Genomic DNA, 24,324 nt, shown 5'->3' on the forward strand with positions numbered 1-24,324 from the left:
ATCTCCAGGAACTTAAGTTGCTAAGGGTGATGAAACGGATGAAGGTTGAAACGCGTTGAAGCTTGAAACTCAGTGAGCGTCTTCCGACAGGCTCAGGTACACGATCGACAGCATCATGAAGATGAAGGCCTGCAGCGGGATCACCAGCAGGTGGAACAGCATCCAGCCAAGGCCGAACACACCACCTGCGATGGCACCGAAGAAACCGGCACCACCCAGCACCCAGATCAGCAGGAACACGATTTCGCCGCCGAACATGTTGCCGAACAGTCGCATCGCCAGCGAGATCGGCTTGCTCAGCCACTCGACGATGTTGAGGATCAGGTTGAACGGCATCATCCACTTGCCGAACGGGGCCGTCAGGAATTCCTTGACAAAGCCGACCAGGCCCTTGGACTTGAGCGCGAAGAACAGCATCAGGAAGAACACGCTGATGGCCATGCCGAGGGTGGCATTGACGTCAGCGGTCGGGACCGGCTTCCAGTAGTGAACGCCCACCCATTCCAGCGGCTTGGCGATGAAATCGGCCGGGATCATCTTCAGCAGATTCATCAACAGGATCCAGAAGAAGATCGTGATGGCGATCGGCGTGACCAGCTTGCTCTTGCCGTGGTAGGTGTCCTTGGCCTGGCGGTCGACGAACTCCAGGCAGATCTCGACGAAGGCCTGCCACTTGCCCGGCACGCCGGCGGTGGCCTTGCGGGTCCCCAGCCAGAACGCGACAACGATCACCAGGCCCATCAGGACGGCGGTGAGGAAGGTATCGACGTGGATATGCCAGAACATACCCTCACCCTTGCCGACCGGTGCGGTCAGGTTGTGCAGGTGATGCTGGATGTAGCTGGTAGGGGTTAGAGCCTCGCCCGCCATGTGTCCGGAACCTTCAGTTAATTGAATTCTGTCAACGCCTGGCCATCGCCAGGACCTGGAACATCAAGCCGACGGCGATACCGGCCAACAGCGCCAATGCAGGCAGCTTGAAGACCAGGAACCCCACCAGCAGGACGCCGAAAACCACGACCCACTTGGCTACGATCGCAATGATCAGGCGAGCCATCGCCGATCCTGCAGCCACCGCGCCACCACCCAGTGCCATCCGTGCCGCAACCCAGCCACCGGCCGAAATGGCCACACCGGACGCCAGCGCGCCGAGGGCATATTTCGGACCCACCAGCAGGAAGGCCAGGGCCAGGACAGCGACCGCGGCCAGCGGGTAGACCGCGGCGCGCAGCATCAGTCGCCGACCCGCATCAACGGAGTTCAGCACAGGACGTCCCGCGTGGTTGCAAGTGGAGGGCTGAGGCGGCTACAGCAGGGGGGCCTCATCGAGCCGCCAAATTATAGCAATGGGACAATTTGCGAGACAACCGCTCCCTGTTCATCCCGGGAAGCCGCAAGTTGCGGTAACGGTTACATTTTTGCGTGCCACCCAGGGGACAATGACGTCCGCGTGATGCTGCACCGCAGTATTGAACTTTGGTCGCAGGCGCGGAACTTTCGCAGGATGCGCCGGTCCGATCCTGCGACCTGCCTGCAGCAACCTCGTCGACGCTCCGCCCCGCAGGTCCCACGATGGCCCCGAAGCCCGGCTCCGGGGCCATCTTTTTGCATCGTCGCGACAGCGCTGAACCGTGCACACCTCGTGGACCATACGTTCACGGATGGTGGACGTGCCTGTCCGGCACAGTGGTTTTCATTCTGATGAACCACTGCAAGGACTCTTCGATGCGCTCCGTACCCACCCTGCTCGCCCTCTCCCTGCTCGCCGCCGGTGCTTCGTTCGCCACTGCCGCCCATGCCGCCGAAGGCGATGACCGCTTCGCCATCCGCCTGGGTGCGATGAACATCGATTCGGACAACACGATCCGCGGCAAGACCAATGTGGCTGGCCAGGATGTCTCCCTGAACCAGGACTTCAAGCTGGGGGGCAAGGAATGGGAGCCGCGCATCGATGGCATGTTCCGCATCAGCAATCGCCAGCGCCTGCTGTTCAACTACTTCAAGTACGACAAGGACCGCCGCGAGACCCTCGACCAGGGCATTTCCTTCGGCGGCGAGAACGTGCCGGCCGGCAGCTTCGTGAAGGGTGAACTGAAGTACCAGGTGGCCAGCCTGGTCTACGATTACTCGGTCGTCGATACCGACACCTTCGACCTCGGCCTGCAGATCGGTGGCGAGTACGCCAAGGTCAGCACCAAGGGCTACGCCGACCTGGGCACCGTGTACGAAGGCCAGTTCCTCAACGAGAAGGCCGACGGCATCGCGCCGGTGGTGGGTGCGCGCATGACCTTCACCCCGGGCGAGCGCTGGATGATCACGCTGCAGGGCCAGTACCTGAACACGCGTTGGGGCAGCTTCGATGACTACAAGGGCGACCTGAGCCGCGCCAATGCCATCGTCGATTACCGCTTCACCAAGAACTTCGGCGTGTTCGCCGGCTACGACTGGTTCAAGCTGGACGTGGACAAGAAGGGCAGCGACGGCACTGTCGGCCTGAAGCAGGAATTCAAGGGCCCGGTGGCCGGTATCAGCTTCGTGTTCTGATCCCCCGCCCCTTCCACGGCACCCTCTCTCCTGGCGCGGCCTCCGGAACATCGGGGCCGCGTTTTTTGTGGGTTCCTGACAGGAGAGCAGAAGCGGGTTGGTCGAGCGCTGGAGGGAGCGGGGGCTGCGTGCGAATGTCCCCCGGCGCCGGCCTGCGGCCGGCACCTCCTCCTTTACTTCGCACGCAACCCCCGCTCCCTCCGCGTGTCAGGCATCACGGCGGCCCAGGCAATGGCTCTCGACTGTCCGCAAGCAGAGCCGCTGCGCGGGTGGCAGGCGTTTGGACAAAGTAAAGGAGGAGGCGACCGCCGCAGGCGGACGACGGGGGACATTTGTCCAAACGCCTGCCACCCGCGCAGCGGCCCAGACCCTCGCGATGTGCTGCCGAAGGCGTCCCCACAGCCAACAAAAAACCCCGGCAGAGGCCGGGGCTTTTCGTTCGGAACGGCGCGGGCGCCTTACTTCTTCTTCGGCATGTACAGATCGGTGATCGTGCCGTCGTAGATTTCCGAGGCCATCGCCACCGATTCGCTCAGCGTCGGGTGAGCGTGGATGGTGTGGCCGATGTCCTCGGCTTCCGCACCCATCTCGATGGCCAGGCCGATCTCGGCCAGCAGGTCGCCTGCATGCACGCCGACGATCGCACCACCGATGATGCGGTGGGTCTCTTCGTCGAAGATCAGCTTGGTGAAGCCCTCGGTGCGACCGATGCCGATCGCGCGGCCGCTGGCAGCCCACGGGAACTTGGCCACCCCGACCTTCAGGCCCTTGGCCTTGGCTTCGGTCTCGGTCACGCCAACCCAGGCGATTTCCGGGTTGGTGTAGGCCACCGACGGAATCACGCGGGCCACCCATTCCTTCTTGTGGCCGGCCGCCACTTCAGCCGCCAGCTTGCCCTCGTGCGTGGCCTTGTGGGCCAGCATCGGGTTGCCGACGATATCGCCGATGGCAAAGATGTGCGGCACGTTGGTGCGCATCTGGCGATCAACCGGGATGAAGCCACGCTCGGTGACCTGCACGCCGGCCTTTTCTGCATCGATCTTCCTGCCGTTCGGCGAGCGACCCACGGCCACCAGCACGCGGTCGAAGGTGCCCTGCGCCAGCGCAGGCGTCTGGCCCTCCTCAGCAGCGTCGAAGGTCACGGTGATGCCCTTGGCATCGGCAGTGACGCCCGAGGCCTTGGTCTTCAGGTGCACTTCGATGCCCTGCTTCTTCAGGCGGTCGGCCAGCGGCTTGACCAGGTCCTTGTCGGCGCCCGGCATCAGCTGGTCCATGAACTCGACCACGGTGACCTTGCTGCCCAGCGCGCTGTACACGGTGGCCATTTCCAGGCCGATGATGCCGCCGCCGACGACCAGCAGCGAGCCCGGCACTTCGGCCAGCTCCAGCGCGTCGGTGGAATCCATCACGCGCTTGTCGTCCCATGGGAAGTTCGGCAGCTTCACCGCCTGCGAACCGGCGGCGATGATGCACTTCTGGAAGCGCAGCAGCTGGGTGCTGCCGTCAGCCGCGGTGATTTCCAGCTCGTTGGCCGAAACAAACCTGCCGACGCCCTGCACGCTGCGGACCTTGCGCTGCTTGGCCATGCCGGCCAGGCCCTTGGTCAGCTGGTTGACGACCTTTTCCTTGTACTCGCGCAGCTTGTCCAGGGTGATGGTCGGCTTGCCGAACTCGACGCCGAAATCACCGGCGTGGGCCACTTCGTCGATCACCGCGGCGGCGTGCAGCAGCGCCTTGGACGGAATGCAGCCGACATTTAGGCAGACGCCGCCGAGGCTGGCGTAGCGCTCGACCAGCACCGTATCCAGGCCGACGTCGGCGGCGCGGAAGGCGGCGGTGTAGCCGCCCGGGCCGGAGCCCAGCACGACCATCTCGCATTCGATGTCGGCCGGCTTGCCACTGGACAGCGCCGGCTTCGGCGCAGCCGGTTCGGCCGGGGCGCGGTGCGACGGGGTCACCGGCGGCTTGCTGGCCGGGGCGGCCGGAGCCGGCGCGGCGGCCTTGGCCGGGGCTTCGGCGGCGCCTTCAGCGTCCAGCACCACGACCACGGCGCCTTCGGACAGGGTGTCGCCCAGCTTGACCTTGATTTCCTTGACCACACCGGCGGCCGAGGACGGCACTTCCAGAGTGGCCTTGTCCGACTCCAGGGTCACCAGACCCTGATCCTTCTTCACCGTATCGCCGACGGCGACCAACACTTCGATCACCGGCACATCGCTGTAATCGCCGATGTCGGGAACCTTGACTTCAATCGTGGCCATGGTGGGTTTTCCTCGTGCCCGCCCGGCGGTGCCGGTGGGCTGTCACTGCATCTGTTCACGCGGCCGCGCCAGGGGCTGCGGCCGCACGGTGGGGGCGAAGCGGTGCCTTACAGCAGCACGCGGCGCATGTCGGCCAGTACCTGCGACAGGTACGTGGTGAAGCGTGCGGCCAGGGCGCCGTCGATGACGCGATGGTCGTAGCTCAGCGACAGCGGCAGCATCAGCTTCGGTGCGAATTCCTTGCCGTTCCAGACCGGCTGGATGGACGACTTGGAGACGCCGAGGATCGCTACTTCCGGTGCGTTGACGATCGGGGTGAACGCGGTGCCGCCGATGCCGCCCAGCGAGCTGATCGAGAAGCAGCCGCCGCTCATGTCGGCCGGGCCCAGCTTGCCGTCGCGTGCCTTCTTGGCCAGTTCGCCGGTTTCCTGCGCGATCTGCACCACGCCCTTCTTGTCCACGTCGCGGATGACCGGCACGACCAGGCCGTTCGGCGTGTCGGCGGCGAAGCCGATGTGGAAGTACTTCTTCAGGGTCAGGTTTTCACCGCTGGCATCGAGCGAGGCGTTGAATTCCGGGAACTTCTTCAGCGCCGCGGCGCTGGCCTTGATCAGGAAGGCAAGCATGGTCAGCTTGATGCCGGCCTTCTCGTTTTCCTTGTTCAGTGCCACGCGCAGGCCTTCCAGGTCGGTGATGTCGGCCTGCTCGAACTGGGTGACGTGCGGGATCATGGCCCAGTTGCGGGCCAGGTTCGCGCCCGAGATCTTCTTGATGCGCGACAGCGGCTGGACTTCGGTTTCGCCGAACTTGCTGAAGTCGACCTTCGGCCACGGCAGCAGGTTCAGGCCACCACCGGCGGCGACGGCGCCACCGGCAGCTGCCGGCACGCCACCGCTGAGCGCGGCCTTGACGAACTTCTGCACGTCACCCTTGGTGATGCGGCCACCCTTCTCGGTGCCGTTGATCTGCAGCAGGTCCACGCCCAGCTCGCGGGCGAACACGCGTACCGCCGGGGTGGCGTACGGCACCTTGGCCGGCAGCACGCCATCGGCATTGAACTGCACCGGCGGGCTGGCCGGAGTACCGGCCGACGGCGCGGCAGCAACCGGAGCGGCGGCGGCAACCGGAGCAGCGGCCTGCGGGGCCTGGGCTGCAACCGCCGGGGCCGGCGCAGCGGCCTTGGCCGGTGCTGGCGCGGCAGCGCCCTCGGCTTCGATGATGGCAACCACGTTGCCCTGCGACAGGTTGTCGCCGACCTTGACCTTGATCTCCTTGACCACGCCTGCCACCGAGGACGGCACTTCCATGGTCGCCTTGTCGCTTTCCAGCGTGACCAGGCCCTGGTCCTTCTTGACCGTGTCGCCCACGGCGACCAGCACTTCGATGACCGGAATGCCGGCGTAGTCGCCGATGTCCGGCACCAGCGCTTCAACCGCGCCACCGCTGGCAGCCGGGGCGGCCGGCGCAGCTGCGGCCGGGGCCGGCGCGCTCTGGGTGGCGGCAGCCGGTGCAGCGGCCTTGGCCGGTGCCGGTGCGGCAGCGGCCGGCTTGGCAGCTTCGGCTTCGCCTTCGGCCACTTCGATCAGGGCCACGACCTTGCCTTCGGACAGGCTGTCGCCCACCTTGACCTTGAGCTCCTTGACCACGCCAGCCACCGAGGACGGCACTTCCATGGTCGCCTTGTCGCTTTCCAGCGTCACCAGGCCCTGGTCCTTCTTGACCGTGTCGCCGACGGCGACAAGCACCTCGATTACCGGGATATCGCTGTAGTCACCGATATCGGGGACAAGTGCTTCCTTGATTTCGGCCATGGGGATAACTCCGGCAATCTGGTGTAGGGAAACGTCTATTGTGCGGCCAGCGGGGTCCAGCGCCAACCGTTACAGGTGTTTTCAGTACGCACGCAGCCGGGACAGGCTGTTGCCCATGGGTCGCGGCTGCGACCAGTCGGTAGCGTATTGTCCGGACGATGTCCGCTTCATGTCGCCCGCGCGTCGGCCACCGGCTGCCAGGCCTGGCGCAGGCGCGGCAACGACCACGCCGCATTGGCCGGGCTGGTCGACGGCAGTGCGACCACCTTCGGTGGAGCCTCCAGCCGTGGCAGCACCCAGCGCTGGAATGCCTGCAGTGACGCACCACCATTGCAGCCGATCAGCGTCAGCTCAGGCAGCGTGGCGATCAGTTCCGGCAGTGCATTGGCCACTTCCGTGCCACGCACGATGTCGGCATCCAGGCTGCCGCGCCGCTCGCAGCGCCCGATCACATCCCACAGGCCGATGCCCGCGGCGTTCAACGCCTGCAGCCGTTGCGCATAGGGCAGACCCGCGTCGAAACCGCAGATATCGGCCATCAGCGGCCAGAAGCGGTTGCGCGGATGCGCGTAGTAGCGCTGCTCCTGCAGGGATGCCACGCCTGGCATCGAGCCCAGCAGCAGTACCCGGCATGCCACGTTCACCTGCGCTTGCAGGCCAATGCACAACGTTGCTGTGCTCACATCTTCTCCAACTGCATGAATGTCAGCGACGGCCAAAAACCCCATGAATACAGGCATTCCGCACCCGTCGCTGAACAAGGAAAACTATTTTTTAACGTGCGTCGGATTCGATTCATGTTGGGGCGACTACGGTGTGCTCGCCCCGCAACCGGGGGCCCAAAACAAGAAACATTAGGAGATACCCCCATGCGCTCCATCCGTATCCTGAGTCTCGCCCTGCTGACCTCCGCCGCCTTCGCACCGGCCGCTTTCGCACAGGACAGCAGCACCACCGATACCGCTTCGGGCAAGCATTTTGCCGTTGTTGGCGGCATCTCGCTGCTGCAGCCGAAGAACGACCCGATCACCGGCGTGAAGAAGACCGACGGTGGCCCGGCGCCGACCGTCAGCTTCAGCTACTACATCAACGACAACTGGGCCGTTGAGCTGTGGGGCGCTGCCGACAAGTTCGACAACAAGTTCAAGGGCCCGAACAACGCCCGCCTGGGCTCGGTCGAGCAGCAGCCGGTCGCGCTGAGCGGCCAGTACCACTTCGGCCAGGCTGACAACGTGTTCCGCCCGTTCGTGGGCGTCGGCTACTACCAGTCGAGCTTCAGCAACGAGAAGCTGGGCAACGGCGCTGACACCGACATCCGCTTCAAGGATGCCAAGGGCGTGATCGGCACCGTCGGCGTCGACATGAACATCAACTCCACCTGGTTCGCCCGTGCTGACGCCCGCTACATGCGTGCCCGCCCGGACATCAAGGTTGGCGGCGAGAAGATCGGCGAAGCCAAGATGGATCCGTGGACCGTCGGCTTCGGCATCGGCGCCCGCTTCTGATCCAGGCAGCACCGCTTCACTGATGCAACGCGACGGGCCCTTCGGGGCCCGTCGTCGTTTCCGTCACCTGCGTTCTGTAGAGTCGAGCCATGCCCGACTGCTTTTTGTAGAGTCGAGCCATGCCCGACTGCTTTTTGTAGAGTCGAGCCATGCTCGACTATTGGGAAAGTGAGTTGAGCGCGGCTCGACTCTACAGACACGGGATGCGGAGACACGATGGACGACGTCGACCTGCTGGTGATCGGTGGCGGCATCAATGGCGCCGGCATCGCCCGTGACGCCAGTGGCCGTGGCCTGCGCGTGATGCTGTGCGAACAGCACGACCTGGCCGCGCACACCTCCAGTGCCAGCAGCAAACTGATCCACGGCGGCCTGCGCTACCTGGAACAGGGCGAGTTCGGCCTGGTGCGCAAGGCGCTGGGCGAACGTGAGGTGGTCCGCCGGCAGGCGCCCCATCTGGTCCATCCGCTGCGCTTCGTGCTGCCGTGGGAACCGCACCTGCGCCCGCGCTGGATGCTGCGCGTGGGGCTGTGGCTGTACGACCATCTGGGCCGGCGCGGCCCCGCCCTCCCCGCGTCACGCGCACTGGAGCTGCAACGCGATCCGCTCGGCCAGTGGCTCTCCCCGACGCTGCGGCAGGCCTTCAGCTACGCCGATGCACAGGTCGATGACGCGCGACTGGTACTGCTCAACGCCCTGGATGCCGCGCAGCGGGGCGCACAGGTGCGGGTGCGCAGTCGCTGCACCGACCTGCACCCCGTGCAGGGCCGGTGGCGGGCCGTTCTGGAATCCGCCGATGGCCAGCCGCACCCCGTGAATGCCCGCGCCGTGGTCAACGCGGCGGGCCCGTGGGCAGGGGGCCTGCTGGAACGGATGCAGGCGCGCAGCGGCGGCCCCGCGCTGCGTCTGGTGCAGGGCAGCCACATCGTGCTGCGCCGGCCCTGGCCCGATGACAGCGCCTGCCTGCTGCAGCAGCCCGACGGACGCGTGGTGTTCCTGCTGCCCTTCGCCCACGACCACCTGCTGGTGGGCACCACCGATACCGACTATCGCGGTGACCCGGCGCGCTGCAGCGTGCTGCCTTCCGAGGTGACCTACCTGTGCGAAGCGGCCAATCGCTACCTGCGTGACCCCATCGCCCCCGAGGAGGTGGTCTGGGCGTTCGCCGGTGTCCGTCCATTGCTGGCTGCCCCGGATCCACGCGCAGCGAAGCTGAGCCGCGACTACCGCCTGCAGGTGCAGGCGGACCCGGCGCCGGCGTTGCATGTACTGGGCGGCAAGCTGACCACCTACCGGGTGCTGGCCGAGGAGGCACTGGAGCTGCTGCGCCCTGCCCTGCCACAGATGGGACCAGCCTGGACGGCGCGCGGAGACCCGCTGCCGGGCAGCGACTGGGGCGACGCCGCGCAGGCAGGCTCGCACCTGCTGGCGCTGGCACCGTGGTTGCCCGCAGGTATCGCGCGACGCTGGGCCGGGGCCTATGGCAGTCGCAGCGCGGAACTGCTGCAGGGTGTACAGGGCCTGCACGATCTGGGCGAGGACTTTGGCGGCGGCCTGCATGCGCGCGAAGTGGACTTCCTGCGCGAACGCGAGTGGGCGTGCGACAGCGACGATATCCTGTGGCGCCGGAGCAAGCTGGGGTTGCGGCTGGATGCTGCACAGGTGGCACGGCTGCAGGCGTGGATCGAACACTCCACTCTGTAGAGCCGAGCCATGCTCGGCTGCGTTGTGCAAATGCAGCCGAGCATGCCTCGGCTCCACTGAGAGAAAGGTAAGTTACCCTGACTGCTCTACCGGAGACGCTGCATGACGCCCCGCTACGTGCTGGCCATCGACCAGGGCACCACCAGTTCGCGCGCGATCCTGTTCGACCGTGCCGGCGACATCGTCGGCAGCGCGCAGCGCGAGTTCGCGCAGATCTTCCCGCACCCCGGCTGGGTCGAGCATGACCCGCGCGAGATCCTTACCAGCGTCTATGCCACGTTGACCGAACTGCTCAGCCGCGGGCAGATCGACCCGCGTCATATCGCCGCACTGGGCATCACCAACCAGCGCGAAACCACCGTGGTCTGGGACCGTGCCACCGGCCAGCCGATCCACAATGCCATCGTCTGGCAATCGCGGCAGAGCCACGCCATCTGCGAGCGGCTGAAATCGGAAGGGCATGAAGCGCTGATCCGCGAGCGGACCGGCCTGCTGATCGACGCCTATTTCTCCGCCACCAAGGTGCGCTGGATCCTCGACCACGTGGAGGGCGCGCAGCAGCGCGCCGAACGTGGCGAGCTGCTGTTCGGCACCATCGACAGCTGGCTGGTGTGGAACCTGAGCGGTGGCCAAGCGCATGTGACCGACTACAGCAACGCGGCGCGCACGCTGCTGTTCAACATCCACACGCTGGACTGGGATGACGAGCTGCTGGCCCTGCTCGACATCCCACGCGCGATGCTGCCGCAGGTGCGCGACTCCAGCGCGGTATACGCGCATACCCGGCCGCAGTTCTTCTTCGACCACCCGATCCCGATCGCTGGCATCGCCGGTGACCAGCAGGCAGCGCTGTTCGGCCAGGCCTGCTTCCAGCCGGGCATGGTCAAGAACACCTATGGCACCGGCTGTTTCATGCTGATGCATACCGGTGCGCAGGCGGTGCGGTCGCGCAACGGCCTGCTGACCACCATTGCCTGGGGCCTGGACGGGCGCGTGGAGTACGCGCTGGAGGGCTCGATCTTCATCGCCGGCTCGGTGGTGCAGTGGCTGCGTGATGGGCTGCGCATGATCGAACGCGCAAGTGACAGCCAGGCACTGGCCGCGCAGGTGCCCGACAGTGGCGGCGCTTACCTGGTGCCGGCATTTGTCGGCCTCGGCGCGCCCTATTGGCGCAGTGACGTACGCGGTGCGATGTTCGGGTTGACCCGCGGCACCCGCAAGGCGCACTTCGTGCGCGCTGCGCTGGAAGCGATGGCCTACCAGACCCGCGACGTGCTTGATGCGATGCAGTCCGATGCCGGTATCGCGCTGACCGAGCTGCGCGCCGATGGCGGTGCGATCGGCAATGACTTCCTGGCCGGTTTCCAGGCCGACATCCTCGGTGTGCCGCTGCTGCGGCCGCGACTAACCGAGACCACCGCGCTGGGTGCGGCCTACCTGGCCGGCCTGGCGGTGGGGTTCTGGACCAGCCGCGAACAGATCGCCGCGCAGTGGGGCCTGGACCGGCGCTTCGAGCCACAGATGGAGGTGGCGCGGCGCGAGAAGCTGTATGCGGGATGGCAGCAGGCGGTGGCCGCCACCCTCGCCTTCCACGTCGACTGAGGGTAGTGCCGGCCGCTGGCCGGCAACCCCATGATGTCTGGGGGAGCGCCTGGAGATTGCCGGCCAGCGGCCGGCACTACCACATGGCCAGTGGCCGTCAGAACGCCGGCAGCACCGCGCCCTTGTACTTGGTCTCGATGAAGGCCTTCACCTGCGGGCTGGTCAGGGCCTTGGCCAGCTTCTGCACGCGGGCATCGTCCTTGTTGTCCGGGCGCGCGACCAGGAAGTTCACGTACGGCGAGTCCTTGCTCTCGATCGCCAGCGCATCCTTGGTCGGGTTGAGGCCGGCGTCCAGCGCGTAGTTGGTATTGATCAGGGCCAGATCGACCTGGTCCAGCACGCGCGGCAGCATCGCCGAGTCCAGCTCGCGGAACTTCAGGTTCTTCGGGTTGGCGATGATGTCGCGCTGGGTCGACAGTGCGTTGGTCGGGTCCTTCAGCTCGATCACGCCGGCCTTGTGCAGCAGGATCAGCGCGCGGCTGTTGTTGCTGGGGTCGTTCGGGATCACCACGTCGGCGCCTTCGCGCAGCTCGGCCAGCGACTTGACCTTGCGCGAGTACGCACCGAACGGCTCGATGTGCACGCCGATCACCTTCACCAGGTCGGTCTTGCGGTCACGGTTGTAGGCATCCAGGTACGGCTCGGTCTGGAAGTAGTTGGCATCCACCTGCTTCTGCACCAGCTGGTCGTTGGGCTGCACGTAGTCATTGAACACGCGCACGTCCAGGTCCACGCCTTCCTGCTTGAGGATCGGCTTGACCACCTCGAGGATCTCGGCATGCGGCACGGCCGTGGCGGCCACCACCAGCTTCTGCGAGGGCTCGCCGGACTTGCCGCAGGCGGTCAGGGCCAGCGCAGCGGCGAGCAGGGGCAGCAACAGGGTCTTCTTCATGGGGGATTGGATTCTCGGGGGGAGTGTCAGGATTTTTCGTAGTTGCTCAGGGCCAGCTCAAGCAATGCCTTGGCCTGCTCGCGCAGCATCATCGGCTCGACGATCTCGGCATCCGAGCCGTAATGCAGCACATCCATCAGCAGCTCGCGCGAGACGCTGTACGGCACCTTCAGCTCATAGCGGCCGTCGGCCAGGAAGCGGCCCTGCTGCTTGGAATGCCAGTGCTCGTCGGCCACCCAGCGCGCGGCCTTGGCGCTGAACAGGATGGTCGCCCACCCCTTCGGCGCGCCAGAGAAGATGCCGTAGCTGGCGCCGAGCTGCTCGTCCAGCTCGCTGTCGGCGACATCGCGCGCGGTGCTGTCGACCACCCGCGCCTTGTGGATGCGGTCCACCGCGAAACTGCGCAGGGCGTCGCGGTCATGGTCCCAGGCATCCAGGTACCAGTTGTCGCGATAGTGGGTCAGGCGCTGCGGTGAGACGGTGCGCTTGGTCGGCTCGTCGGTGGAACGGGCGCGGTACTCGAACGCCAGCTGGCGGCGCTCCAGCACGGCCGACGCGACGCTGCGGAAGCTGCCTTCGTCGAACTTGCGGCCACGGTGCGGAATCACCCGCACGCGGTCGACCGGCCAGCTGGACACGCCGGCCTGGGCCGCCAGCAGGCTCTCGATGCGTTGCTGCAGCGGTGCCAGCACCGACGACAGCACACCACCGCCGGTCCGCGCCAGCAGGTGCTGCGAGGCCAGCAGGGCATGCAGCTCCTCCGAGCTGAGCCACAGGCCGGGCAGCTCGAAACGGTCGCTCTCGTCAGCCTGGTAGCGGAAGCCCGCCTCGCCGTCGCCCTCGATCGGTGCCATCAGCGCATCGCGCAGGAAGGCCAGGTCGCGATAGACGGTGGCGCGGGAACAACCGAGCTTGTCCTGCAGGGTCGCCACCGTCACCGGATAGCGCGCGGACTTGAGCAGACGATGCAGGGCGGTGATGCGTTCGTATCGGTCCATACCCCCGATTATGTCCGAGTCGCGGGTCTTGTGTGGGACGTTTGGGCTATCGTGGTCGCCCCCACCCCCATGGAATGCCCGATGCGCCGGTTGCCTGCCCTGTCCCTGCTGGCCTGCCTGCTGCTGGCCGCCTGTGATCGCGCGCCGGCGCCGGCCAGCACCGGCGCCCCGGTACCCGTCGCCGATCCGGCGCAGGCGGTGCTGGGCGCCAGCCAGCGTTTCGCGGCCCTGCGCAGCTTCCACGCCGAACTGGAGGTGCTGGGCGCACCGCAGCCGGTGCGCAGCGCCATGGACTTCGTCGCGCCCGATCGTTTCCGGGTGGAGACGCCGGCGGGGCCCCAGACCATCATCGGCGACACCATGTTCCTGCAGGCCGACGGCGCGATCCGCCAGGTGCCGACCCCGCCCGGCCTGCTCGAGCAGTGGCGCAACCCGCTGCCGGCCGATGCCCTGCCCGCCGACCTGAAGGCCGAAGACCTCGGCAGCCAGGCGCTGGACGGGGTCGAGACCCGGCACTACCGGCTGCGTGGTGCCCAGCCCGGCGAACGCCTGGAGTACTGGGTGGATGCCCAGGGCCTGCCACGCCAGATCGTGCGCAGCGGCAGCAGCAATGGCCGCAGCTTCCAGCTGCGCCTGCGCTATTCGCGCTTCAACGACCCCGCACTGCGTGTCGATCTGCCCTGAATAGGCGATCGCGGCAACGTTCGCTGAAGCGCGCATTGGATCGATTCGGACCGCCATCACGCTTCCAGTATCATCACCGGCTGTTAACCGTTTCGGAGAAGCCTCGATGTCCCTGCGCGTGTCCCTGCTGATCCCCCTGCTGCTGTGTGCGCCGCTCGCATACGCACAGGATGCCTCCGAGCTGGCGGCGATGTCCTCGCCGTGGAGCGGCAGCGGTGGCGAGCTCGGCTTTGCCTCGGCACGCGGCAACAGCAGCACCGAGAGCTTCAACGGCCGCCTGCGCCTGCGCTACACCGACGGCGACTGGGTGCACAGCATGGACCTGTTCGGCCTGCGTTCCAGCTCCAAGGTGACCGAAACCAACGACGACGGCACCACCACCCGCCGCAACAACACCACCGCCAACCGCTACACCGGCAGTGCCGGCAGCGCGCTGCAGCTGGGCGAACACCGCCAGCTGACCGCCACGGTGCGTACCGAGCGCGACGACTTCGCCACCTACGACCGCCAGAGCTCGTTCGGTCTGGGTTACGGCACCCGCCTGTGGAACACCGAGCGCTTCTCGTTCGACGCGCAGATCGGCCCCGGTGTGCGCCGCACCCACAGCACCGAGGACGACCGCACCCGCACCGGCCTGATCGGCCGTGGCCTGTTCGACATGAAGTACTCGCTGACCGACAACACCGACCTGGTCAACACGCTGCTGGTCGAATCCGGTTCGTACAACACCTTCGGCCAGAACGACTTCGGTGTCTCGGTGAGCATGAACGAGCACCTGGCACTGAAGGCCGGCTGGCAGGCGCGTTACAACAGTGACGTTGCTGTGGACAAGCGCAAGACCGATACGCTGACCACGATGAACGTGGTCTACAAGTTCAAATAAGCAGAACGGGCGCCGAGGCGCCCGTTCTTCTTCCGGTAGTGCCGGCCGCTGGCCGGCAACTGCATTCAACTGGGGCACGAGGTTGCCGGCCAGCGGCCGGCACTACCTGCGATGGTTCAGACGTTCAGCAGTTCGCCGGCACCGGCATCCAGCAGCATCTTCGCCACGCGCTGGCCCAGCGCCTCCGGATCCCGGGCCGGGCCCAGCGCCTCGGCGCGCACCGCACGACCATCGCTGGCACTGCCGACCAGGCCCTGCAGGTGCAGGTCGTCGCCCTGCCACTGCGCGATGGCGGCCACCGGCACGTGGCAGCTGCCATGCAACGCACGGTTCATCGCCCGCTCGGCTTCCACGCAGGCGCGCGTAGCTGCGTCATCAAGCGTGGCGAACAGCGCCATCAGGCGCGTATTGCCACCGTCGCACTCCACCGCCACCGCGCCCTGGGCCGGTGCCGGCAGCCACTGCGGCGGTTGCAGGCGCGCGACGATGCGCTCGCCCAGGCCCAGACGCTCCAGGCCGGCCACGGCCAGCACGATGGCGTCGTAGCCACCATTGTCGAGCTTGGCCAGGCGGGTGTTGACGTTGCCGCGCAGGTCCAGCAATTCCAGATCCGGGCGCAGCGCGCGCAACTGGGCCTGGCGGCGCAGCGACGAGGTGCCGACCCGCGCGCCGATCGGCAGCGCATCCAGCGAGGCGTACAGGTTGGAGACGAAACCATCGGCCGGATCGTGGCGGGTCAGCATCGCCGGCAGCGCGAAGGGTTCGTCCAGTTCCATCGGCACATCCTTCAGCGAGTGCACGGCGCAGTCGGCCTCACCGCGCAGCATGGCCAGCTCCAGTTCCTTCAGGAACAGGCCCTTGCCACCGATGGCGGCCAGCGAGCGGTCCAGCACCTCGTCACCGCGGGTGCTCATCGGCACCAGTTCCACATGCAGGCCGGGATGGGCCTGGCGCAGGCGGTCGGCGACGTGTTCGCTCTGCCAGAGGGCGAGCGGGCTCTTGCGGGTGGCGATGCGGACGGTTTCCATCCGGTCATTATCGCGCCTATCGGCGGGATACGGCCAACGGCGGAGCCCCTCGTGGCTGGCTGGGGGGCGTGAAAGCAACAGCCGTGCTTGGCCGGGCGGCATGGACTGCGCAGGGGCCGCTGCAAGTACGTCCATGTAAGCTCGGTCGCCGCATCCATGCGGCTCACGCCCCTGCGCAGCCCATCCCGCCCGACCTCTGACAGTTTCCGTGCGCGTCAGCCACGGAAGATCAAAAGAAAAAAGCAGAAGCAAAAGCAACAGCCCAGGGCTTCCGGGGTCAGATCCCTTTTCCGCAGGAAAAGGGATCTGACCCCTCTTTCCAAGCCGATAACACCAATGCTCTTGCTGTCCGATGCAGTGAAGAGCGAGAGGGTTGGGCCGGGGTGGGGTGACGGGACCGTTGGCGCCATGGATGGCGCCATCGAGCCCCCATGGATGGGTTTACGGCGTGTCCCGTCACCCCACCCCGGCCCGACCCAGCAGGTAAGAACAATGAGCCGACCAGCCGGCTGTTGCTGTTGCTGTTGATTTCGAAGCAGTCGCGGCCGCAGGCCGCGCGGAACCCTCACAGATGCCGCAGTTCCTGCTTCAGCGTCGCCACGCAGCGGCGGCTGACTTCCAGCGGCTGCCTGCCATGCCGCAGCACCGCCTGCACCTGCCCGCCCGAGCCGCGGCGCAGTTCCACCAGCTCGTGACGCGCCACCAGGCAGTTGCGATGGATGCGGATGAAACGGCTGGCGAACTCTTCTTCCAGCGACTTCAGCGATTCCTCGATCAGGTCCTCGCCGCGCGCGTGGTGCACCACTACGTACTTCTCCTCTGCCTGCAGGTAGTGGATATCGTCCAGCGGAATCAGCCGCAGGCTGCCGCGCAGGCGTGCACACAGCACGCTGCGTGCCTGCTGCCCGCCATGTTCCTGCGGCTGGCCGTCGCGGCCGGCCAGAAACGTGCGTGCGCGTGCGATCGCGGCGGCCAGGCGCTCTGCGCGCACCGGCTTCATCAGGTAGTCGATCGCTGCGGCCTCGAACGCCGACAGCGCATGCGCATCGTAGGCAGTGCAGAACACCACAGCCGGACGCGGTTCGAAGCTGGCCAGGTGGCGGGCTGCTTCCAGGCCATCCAACCCGGGCATCGCGATATCCAGCAGGACCAGGTCGGGCTGCAGCTCCGCGCACGCATGCAGGGCCTGCTCGCCGTTGCCGGCCTCGGCCACCACGTCCACGCCGTCCTGCGCCGCCAACAGGCTGCGCAGGCGCTCGCGCGCCAGTGGTTCGTCATCGGCGATGACTACCCTCACGATCGTTCCCTCACTGGATCGGCACTGTCACCTGGCAGGCATAGTAGCCTTCGCTCCAGCCAGCCGTCATCCGCGCGGCGCTGCCGAAGCGCCAGGCCAGCCGATGGCCGATGCTGTGCTGGGCATGGCCAGCCCCCCGCGCCAAGGCCAGCCCGGGCGCCTGCGGATCAGGCGCGGGATTGCGCACGCGGATCTGCAGCTCGTTGCCCTCGCACAGCAGCTGCAGCTCGATGGTGCCGCCGTCGGGCAGGCGCGAGATGCCGTGCAGCACGGCGTTTTCCACCAGCGGCTGCAGTACCAGCCTCGGCAATGGCAGGTCCCATGGCAGCGGCTCGTCGCGCTGCCAGCGCACCTGCAGGCGTTCGCCCAGGCGCAGCGATTCGATCGACAGGTAGCGCTCGGCCAGCTCGCATTCGTCGCGCAGGGTGGAATCACCCTCGCCTGCACCGAGCGCAGCACGGAACAGATCGGACAGATCGAGCACGGCACGTTCGGCCACCGCGGGATCGCGATGCAGCAGGCTGGCGATCAGGTTCATGCTGTTGAACAGGAAGTGCGGGCGGATCCGCGCCTGCAGCGCGTCGGCCTGGGCGCGTGCATTGGCCTGCACCTGCGCGGCCCAGCGGTCGCTGACATAGAAGTAGCGCAGCGCCAGCGCGGTGATCAGCGCCGTGGTTGCTGCACTCCCAAGGGTGAAGCGCCAGAAGCTGATGCCGCTGGCGAAGCTGTCACCCAGCACCGCGTACAAGGCGTGCACGATGCCGGCACAGACCACCGCGATCAGGGTCGCCAGTGCGATGGCAGCGACCGCCCCCAGCACCTGCGGCAGCCTGGACAGCGCCTGCCGCAGCAGGCACAGGCAAGCGGTCACCGCCAACGCCAGCCACAGCGCGAATCCGCTGGCCGACAGCAGTTCGCCGAAGGTCCAGTGGCGGCTGCCATCCGGGGCCAGGGCCAGCACCACCACCACCAGCTCGGCCAGGCCCAGCATCGCCGCCAGCCGCGGCAGGCGGCACAGTTCCGGCATCCATGGCGGCGTGCTGGCCGGGGACATTACTCAGCCCGCGCCCAGGCGTTCCTGCAGCCAGTCACCCAGTGCCTGGATCTCTTCGGCACAGACCTGGTGGGCCATCGGGTAGCTGTGCCATTCCACCTCCAGCCCCAGCGCCTGCAGCGCCTGCGCGCTGTGTACGGCCACCGCCTGCGGAATCACCGGGTCGCTGCTGCCATGGGCCATGAACACCGGCACCTGCACGGCACCGTCAACACGCGTGGCACTTTCCGCTTCGGGCAGGTAGGTGGACAGCGCGATCAGGCCGGCCAGCGGCGCGGTGCGCGACAGCGCAGCGGTCAGGATGACCGCGCCACCCTGCGAGAAGCCGGCCAGGAAGATCTTCTCCGCCGGGATGCCGCGTTCGATCTCACGCGCGATCAGCGCGTCCAGCTGCACCACCGATTCCCGCACGCCGGCCATGTCGGCGCGCGAACGGAAGTCCATGCCGACGATGTCGTACCAGCCGCGCATCGGCACGCCGTTGTTGATCGTGATCGGCCGCACCGGTGCGTGCGGGAACACGAAGCGCAGCGCCGGCCAATGCGGCCGCACCAGCTCCGGCACGATCGGCGCGAAATCATGGCCATCGGCGCCGAGGCCGTGCAGCCAGATCACCGACCACTGCGGCGAGGCGCCGGTTTCCTGTTCCACCGTTTGCAGCATGATGCGGCTCCTTCAAGTTCGAGCCGCATTATGCCGCTGGCGCGGGGCAATCAGTACAGCGGCGGTTGCGCGGCCGCTTCCCGGCGCAGCTGCGCGGCGCGTACCAGCACCGGCGGCGGGATGTTCTCCTCGGGGATATCGAGCAGGCCAAGACGGTGCAGGAAGGCGCCGGGGCCACGCGAGGACGTCAACGCCACCACCGGAACGGCGAGCACCATGCCGATCACCACCGGCGCCATCCACGCCGCCAGCGACGGCGACACTGCCCAGGCCAGCACGCCCATGAAGGCGCCGAACACACCCAGGCCACCGTAGCCGCGGATCAGTGCCAGCCACGAGATCCCACCGTCGTCACGCTGCTGCGCGTCCCAGCCGGAATCGCGGCCGGACAACACTTCGGCCACGCCCCGCGACTGCACGTACATCACCACCGGCGCCATCAGTGCGGCCAGCACGGTTTCCACCAGCATCGACACGAAGGCACGGATCGCACCGCCGCAGCCACGGCGGTCGACCGGGTCCAGCAGCATCGCCAGGTAACCGAGCACCTTGGGCAGCAGCAGCACCGCCATGGTGGCGGCGAACAGGCGCACCACCTGCTCTTCGTCCTGTGCGCGCCAGTAAACGCTGGGCGACAGGTGCAGCAGGGCGTTGAAATCGATGCCCTCCTGGAACAGCGGGATGGCGATGCCGATCAGCATCAGCATTGCCCACATCGGTGCGGTGAAATAGTGGCCGATGCCGATCAGCATGTGCGTGCGGCTGATCCAGTGCAGGCCGCGGCTGCCCACGACCTTGCCGTGCTGCAGGTTGCCCTGGCACCAGCGACGGTCGCGCACCAGCAGGTCGGTCAGCGTCGGCGGGCCCTCTTCATAGCTGCCACCGAGGTAGGGCACCATGTGCGCGGCCCAGCCGCCACGCCGCATCAACGCCGCTTCGACAAAGTCATGGCTGAGCACGTGGCCGCCGAACGGCTTGCGACCCGGCAGCGCCGGCAGGCCGGCGTGGTCGGCGAAGGCGCGGGTGCGGATGATGGCGTTGTGGCCCCAGTAGTTGCTCTCGGCGCCATGCCACCAGGCCACGCCACGGGCAATCACCGGCCCGTACACGCGGCCGCCGAACTGCTGCATGCGCGCGAACAGGGTGCGGCCGCCGATCACCGACGGCAGGGTCTGGATCAGGCCGACGTCGGCGTTGTGCTCCATGCCGGCCACCAGGCGCACGATGCTGTCGCCGGTCATCAGGCTGTCGGCGTCGAGGATCAGCATCTGCGGGTAGGCACCGCCGAAGCGGCGGACCCAGTCGGCGATGTTGCCGGCCTTGCGCCCGCTGTTGTCACCACGGCGACGGTAGAACAGGCGGGTCTGCCCGTCCGGCACCTGCTCGCGCAGCTCGGCGAACACCTGCTCCTCGGCAGCGGCGATATCCTCGCGACGGGTATCGCTGAGCACGAAGAAATCGAAGCGGTCGAGCTGGCCGGTGGCCGCCACCGACTCGTAGATCGCCTGCAGGCCCGCCAGCAGGCGGCGCGGGTCTTCGTTGTAGGTCGGCATCAGAAGTGCGGTGCGGCTGTGCACGGTCGGCAGCGGCTTGTCCGGGTCGATGCCGAGGCGGTAGCCACGGTCGAACACGGCGGTCAGGAAGCCGGCCAGGGCGCTGGCGAAAGACAGCGCGATCCAGGCAAACAGGCCGACGAACAGTACCAGCAGGCAGGCTTCAAGCACGCTGATGCCATTGGCCGACAGCACCCGCCACATCATCCGCGTGGCCACGGCGGTCATGCCGAGCGTGCCACCGAAGATGTACAGCCGGCGCAGGCCGATCAGGCGCGGCGACGTGCGGTGCCGCCGGACCTTCAGCGCGCCTTCGCGCAGGGTCTGTTCGGGCATCTGCAACGGAGATTCAGCGGGCAGCAGCGCCCAGCCGGCATCGAGCCGGGGCGTTTCTGCTTCCGCATGGATGGTCTGCACCCCCATCGCCGCCTACTCCGCGCCGTCGGCACGGCCGGCCATCCCGGCCGGGCTGCATGCACCAAGGTTCCCGGCGCGCTTTCCCGGCGCCCGCACTTGTCCTGGCTGTGTCGGCCTCAGGCCGCACAGTCGATGTCTGTCACTACCGGAACCCACACGATCTCCAACGGGGCGGAATCGAAAATGCGGCCCAGTCTAGGGCGCCGAATGTAAGCCGCGCGCGAAGGTCTACGCCGGGATTTATCCCCATTCAGCAAATAGCAGGCGATCACGCCGGGGAATGGCCAGATGTCATTACATCGCCCCCGGTACTGGATCGTAACAAACGCGAACGGTTATCATTTCATTAACCAGGCAGGTCACCGTCTTCCGCACGGCCGCGACCCACCCAGCTGCGCCGGTCCACACCGCGCGCCCGACGACCCACGGAAGGGTGGCTGCCTGCTGTCTGCCTGCGCCTGCTGCTTCCACAGGGTCTCCCCACCTCCCATGGAAGCCGTCATGTCCCTGTCGTCCCGTTACCGTTCCGCGCGCCTGCCGCGCACCCGCCTGGCCCACGCCCTGGCCTCCGCCTGCCTGCTGGCCCTGCCCGGCCTGGCCGCTGCAGAGGCCAGCGCCGATGCCTCCACCAAGGACCTGGATACCGTGGTGGTCACCGCCTCGGGCAGCCAGCAATGGATCAAGGATGCCCCGGCCAGCATCAGCGTGATCAGCCGTGAGGACATCGAGCGCCAGCCGGTGCCCGACCTGGCCACCCTGCTCAGCCGCGTGCCGGGCGTGACCGGCGGTCTCAGCGCGGTCGGCGAACAGTCCAAGATCAAGCTGCGCGGCATGCCGTCCAACTACACGCTGGTGCTGGTGGACGGCAAGCGCATGGGCAGCTCGGCCGCGACCAACTATCGCCCCGACCTCGGCCGCCAGGACCTGAACTGGATCTCGCCCGACCAGATCGAACGCATCGAAGTGGTGCGCGGCCCGATGTCGTCGCTGTACGGCTCTGACGCGATGGGCGGCGTGATCAACATCATTACCCGGCGCATCGGCGACGAATGGAATGGCAGCGCCACCCACAGCTACACCCGTCCCGGTGATGGCAAGCGCGGCGATACCCAGCAGATCGGCGCCACCTTCTCTGGCCCGCTTGGCGAACGCTTCGGCCTGCGCATCGGTGCCAACAGCATGCGCCGTGATTCGGACCAGTCCAATAACGGTGTCTACGGCAATGCCTACGCCGGCGAGAAGGACCGCAATGTCGATGCGCTGCTGCAGTGGAAGCTGAGCGATGCACAGGAACTGTCGCTGGAAGCCGGCCATGGCGTGCAGCAGGCCTTCATCGATGCGTCACTGGAAAAGCAGGACGAAGGCGCCTGGGGCGCCAGTGAGCTCAAGCGCAGCTCGCTGGCGCTCAACCACGATGGCACGTGGAGCTTCGGCACCTCCAAGCTCAGCGCGTACTGGACCGAATACAAGAACGACATCGGTGCCACCGGCCGCTCCGAGGCCACCGACACGATCATCGAAGGCAGCCTGACCACGCCGTTCACACTGGGCGTTGAACACCAGTTCGCCGTGGGTGGGCAATGGAAGCGCCAGGAGCTGACCAACACCGACACCATCGGCCGCGCGCCGATCGACTACGCCGGCAACGCCGTCAGCGGCTCCAACCTGGAAGTGGATACGTGGGCGCTGTTCGTCGAAGACGAACTGAAGCTGCACCGCACCCTGGCCCTGACCGTGGGCGCGCGCCTGGACCACCATGAGAAGTTCGGCGGCCACGTCAGCCCGCGTGCGTACCTGGTCTGGCATCCGGCCGAACAGTGGACGATCCGCGGTGGCGTCTCCAAGGGCTTCCGGGCGCCCAGCCTGACCGAGAATTCGGCCACCGCTGCCACCCAGTCCGGCGGCCGCGGCTGCACCTCGCTGATCCCGCTGGGCTATACGCGCGGCGGCTGCTACATGGCCGGCAACCCGGACCTGGATCCGGAAACCAGCACCAACCGCGAGATCGGCATCAGCTTCGACAATGACCTGATCGATGTCGGCGTGACCTATTTCCACACCGACTTCCGGAACAAGATCGAGTACGCACCACTGGGCCGGTTCAACGGCATCTGGTGGACGCGCATGAGCAACGTGCAGCGCGCGCGCACCAGCGGCATGGAAGGCAACTTCAATGTCCGTTTCGGCGAGCAGTGGCGCTGGCGCACCTCGGCCACCTGGATGAAGGAAGCCAAGAACCTGACCACCGGCCGCAACCTGATCGATACGCCGGAATTCTCCGGCTACTCGTCACTGGACTGGACGCCGAACACGGTGTTCTCCAGCAGCCTGTCGGCGCAGTACACCGGCAAGCAGACCGGCACCGCCACGACCTTCCTCAAGGCCTACACGCTGTATGACCTGACCGCCGCATGGAACGTCAACGAGGTGCTGACCCTGCGCGGCGGGGTCAGCAACCTGGCCGACAAGAAGCTGTATGCCGAAGGCTCCACCGACTACTTCGTCGCCGGGCGCAGCTACTTCCTCAGCATGACCGCGCGGTTCTGACCGACGGCGCGCGCCGTGATCGCGCTGGCGACATGCCAGCGCGATCGACGGTGTTGCGGGTTACTCGCTTTCCAGCGCGGCCGGTGCCGCGTCCCGCGTGGCGGCCGTGCGTGCACGGTCCATCGCCACCGCCAGTTGCTGGCGTGCGAGCAGTTGTTGTGCCTGCACCACTTCAGGTGTCGGCAGGAGCACCGGTCCCGGTGCGTTTTCCGGTGTAGCAGGTGTGGTCATGCAACCTCCATGGACATCCCGCCGCCGCACGGGTCCAACCGGGGCGGCAGCGGAACTGCGCACCCTATCCTAAAAACAAGGCGGGCGGGTGACGGTGCGGCGCCCGGCCGCAGCGCCACACCGCCCCACCCGTCACATTTTTGACGCCCGAGGCTGGTTTCCTGAACCGTTCGCCCCGTATCATGTAAACGTTTTCCTACAAGGACGTATTCGTCAATGAACGCAGTCGACCTCTCCCGCTTCAGCCCGAAGTGGCAGTTCCGCTTCAACTTCTTCCAGCAGCACGGCGCTCCCAAGGAGCCGGGCTTCAAGCAGGCCTGGAAGGCGCTGTCCTTCGGCGACCGGCTGAAGGTCAACATCAATTTCTTCGCCTTCTTCTTCGGCTTCATCTACCTGCTCATCCTGGGCATGTGGCGCAAGGCGCTGGTGGTGCTCGGCATCAACATCGCGCTGGGCATCGTCACCCTGTTCCTGCCAGACGTTGTGGCCCGTGCCGTCTTCATCGCCATGAACTTCCTGGTCGCCTCCAGCACCAACTACAGCTACTACCTGGAGCAGGTGAAGGGCAAGGCCAGCTGGAACCCGTTCGAAGGCATGTTCTAAGCCACCGCAGTCACCGGACCCGGTCCGGTGCACCAGCGAGAGCAACG

At 66.8% G+C, this 24,324-nt stretch carries 21 protein-coding genes; 8 read left to right on the forward strand and 13 right to left on the reverse strand.

Annotation, left to right across the window (positions count from 1 at the left end; genetic code table 11):
* Positions 1-69: 69 nt before the first annotated feature.
* The gene (gene atpB / locus AB1281_RS17165) at positions 70-870 is read right to left on the reverse strand and encodes a F0F1 ATP synthase subunit A (RefSeq protein WP_014038569.1); all 801 of its coding nucleotides are present in this window, start codon (positions 868-870) and stop codon (positions 70-72) included.
* A 31-nt stretch (positions 871-901) separates the two neighbouring features.
* Positions 902-1,267 (reverse strand): hypothetical protein, encoded by a 366-nt coding sequence (locus tag AB1281_RS17170; RefSeq protein WP_014648497.1) that lies wholly within the window; start codon positions 1,265-1,267, stop codon positions 902-904.
* 458 nt (positions 1,268-1,725) lie between these two features.
* Here AB1281_RS17170 and AB1281_RS17175 point away from each other — a divergent pair, with 458 nt between their 5' ends.
* Entirely contained in the window at positions 1,726-2,544 is an 819-nt protein-coding gene (locus AB1281_RS17175; RefSeq protein WP_049445989.1) for a hypothetical protein, read from the forward strand.
* Between the two features lie 458 nt (positions 2,545-3,002).
* On the opposite strand, the gene lpdA is transcribed toward AB1281_RS17175, so the two are convergent.
* The 3 genes from lpdA to AB1281_RS17190 form a co-directional block, all read right to left on the reverse strand.
* Entirely contained in the window at positions 3,003-4,805 is a 1,803-nt protein-coding gene (gene lpdA / locus AB1281_RS17180) for a dihydrolipoyl dehydrogenase (RefSeq protein WP_430346481.1), read from the reverse strand.
* A 107-nt stretch (positions 4,806-4,912) separates the two neighbouring features.
* Complete coding sequence (gene aceF / locus AB1281_RS17185) at positions 4,913-6,616, reverse strand: dihydrolipoyllysine-residue acetyltransferase (RefSeq protein WP_430346482.1); 1,704 nt, start codon at positions 6,614-6,616, stop codon at positions 4,913-4,915.
* 167 nt (positions 6,617-6,783) lie between these two features.
* Positions 6,784-7,299, reverse strand: a complete 516-nt coding sequence (locus tag AB1281_RS17190) for a DNA-deoxyinosine glycosylase (protein WP_075676179.1) — start codon at positions 7,297-7,299, stop codon at positions 6,784-6,786.
* Positions 7,300-7,485: 186 nt separating this feature from the next.
* Between AB1281_RS17190 and AB1281_RS17195 the strand changes: the two genes are divergently transcribed.
* The 3 genes from AB1281_RS17195 to glpK all read left to right on the forward strand — a co-directional run bounded on the left by AB1281_RS17195 (position 7,486) and on the right by glpK (position 11,427).
* A complete protein-coding gene (locus AB1281_RS17195) occupies positions 7,486-8,121 on the forward strand; it encodes an OmpW/AlkL family protein (protein WP_014038574.1) in 636 nt (211 codons plus the stop codon).
* 216 nt (positions 8,122-8,337) lie between these two features.
* Entirely contained in the window at positions 8,338-9,825 is a 1,488-nt protein-coding gene (gene glpD, locus AB1281_RS17200; RefSeq protein WP_430346483.1) for a glycerol-3-phosphate dehydrogenase, read from the forward strand.
* 102 nt (positions 9,826-9,927) lie between these two features.
* Positions 9,928-11,427: a glycerol kinase GlpK gene (gene glpK / locus AB1281_RS17205; RefSeq protein WP_164116908.1), complete on the forward strand. Its 1,500-nt coding sequence runs from the start codon at positions 9,928-9,930 to the stop codon at positions 11,425-11,427.
* A gap of 97 nt (positions 11,428-11,524) precedes the next feature.
* Here glpK and AB1281_RS17210 read toward each other — a convergent pair whose 3' ends face one another.
* Both AB1281_RS17210 and AB1281_RS17215 read right to left on the reverse strand, forming a co-directional pair.
* Positions 11,525-12,319 (reverse strand): MetQ/NlpA family ABC transporter substrate-binding protein, encoded by a 795-nt coding sequence (locus AB1281_RS17210; RefSeq protein WP_014038577.1) that lies wholly within the window; start codon positions 12,317-12,319, stop codon positions 11,525-11,527.
* 26 nt (positions 12,320-12,345) lie between these two features.
* The gene (locus AB1281_RS17215) at positions 12,346-13,317 is read right to left on the reverse strand and encodes a helix-turn-helix transcriptional regulator (protein ID WP_014038578.1); all 972 of its coding nucleotides are present in this window, start codon (positions 13,315-13,317) and stop codon (positions 12,346-12,348) included.
* Positions 13,318-13,398: 81 nt separating this feature from the next.
* Between AB1281_RS17215 and AB1281_RS17220 the strand changes: the two genes are divergently transcribed.
* Together AB1281_RS17220 and AB1281_RS17225 are read left to right on the forward strand one after the other, a co-directional pair.
* Entirely contained in the window at positions 13,399-14,001 is a 603-nt protein-coding gene (locus AB1281_RS17220) for a LolA family protein (protein ID WP_430346484.1), read from the forward strand.
* Between the two features lie 106 nt (positions 14,002-14,107).
* Positions 14,108-14,884, forward strand: coding sequence for a DUF481 domain-containing protein (locus AB1281_RS17225; protein WP_049445907.1), 777 nt, complete (start codon positions 14,108-14,110; stop codon positions 14,882-14,884).
* 116 nt (positions 14,885-15,000) lie between these two features.
* Here the strand turns inward: AB1281_RS17225 and hemC are convergent, their stop codons facing one another.
* The 5 genes from hemC to mdoH all read right to left on the reverse strand — a co-directional run bounded on the left by hemC (position 15,001) and on the right by mdoH (position 20,902).
* A complete protein-coding gene (gene hemC / locus AB1281_RS17230) occupies positions 15,001-15,912 on the reverse strand; it encodes a hydroxymethylbilane synthase (RefSeq protein ID WP_075676175.1) in 912 nt (303 codons plus the stop codon).
* Positions 15,913-16,477: 565 nt separating this feature from the next.
* Positions 16,478-17,209 carry a LytR/AlgR family response regulator transcription factor gene (locus tag AB1281_RS17235; RefSeq protein ID WP_049443312.1) on the reverse strand — a complete coding sequence of 244 codons (732 nt, stop codon included), beginning with the start codon at positions 17,207-17,209 and terminating at the stop codon, positions 16,478-16,480.
* Positions 17,210-17,219: 10 nt separating this feature from the next.
* The gene (locus AB1281_RS17240; protein ID WP_049443311.1) at positions 17,220-18,263 is read right to left on the reverse strand and encodes a sensor histidine kinase; all 1,044 of its coding nucleotides are present in this window, start codon (positions 18,261-18,263) and stop codon (positions 17,220-17,222) included.
* A 3-nt stretch (positions 18,264-18,266) separates the two neighbouring features.
* Positions 18,267-18,926: an alpha/beta hydrolase gene (locus AB1281_RS17245; RefSeq protein WP_430346485.1), complete on the reverse strand. Its 660-nt coding sequence runs from the start codon at positions 18,924-18,926 to the stop codon at positions 18,267-18,269.
* Positions 18,927-18,976: 50 nt separating this feature from the next.
* On the reverse strand, positions 18,977-20,902 hold the full coding sequence (gene mdoH, locus AB1281_RS17250) for a glucans biosynthesis glucosyltransferase MdoH (protein ID WP_430346486.1): 1,926 nt from the start codon (positions 20,900-20,902) through the stop codon (positions 18,977-18,979).
* A 495-nt stretch (positions 20,903-21,397) separates the two neighbouring features.
* Here mdoH and AB1281_RS17255 point away from each other — a divergent pair, with 495 nt between their 5' ends.
* The gene (locus AB1281_RS17255; RefSeq protein WP_430346487.1) at positions 21,398-23,443 is read left to right on the forward strand and encodes a TonB-dependent receptor domain-containing protein; all 2,046 of its coding nucleotides are present in this window, start codon (positions 21,398-21,400) and stop codon (positions 23,441-23,443) included.
* Positions 23,444-23,503: 60 nt separating this feature from the next.
* Here AB1281_RS17255 and AB1281_RS17260 read toward each other — a convergent pair whose 3' ends face one another.
* Positions 23,504-23,674 (reverse strand): hypothetical protein, encoded by a 171-nt coding sequence (locus AB1281_RS17260; protein ID WP_005419553.1) that lies wholly within the window; start codon positions 23,672-23,674, stop codon positions 23,504-23,506.
* Positions 23,675-23,890: 216 nt separating this feature from the next.
* Between AB1281_RS17260 and AB1281_RS17265 the strand changes: the two genes are divergently transcribed.
* Positions 23,891-24,277 (forward strand): DUF2628 domain-containing protein, encoded by a 387-nt coding sequence (locus AB1281_RS17265; RefSeq protein WP_088027308.1) that lies wholly within the window; start codon positions 23,891-23,893, stop codon positions 24,275-24,277.
* Positions 24,278-24,324: the final 47 nt, after the last annotated feature.

Source organism: Stenotrophomonas sp. NRRL B-14846, from assembly GCF_050473585.1.
GTDB lineage: Bacteria > Pseudomonadota > Gammaproteobacteria > Xanthomonadales > Xanthomonadaceae > Stenotrophomonas.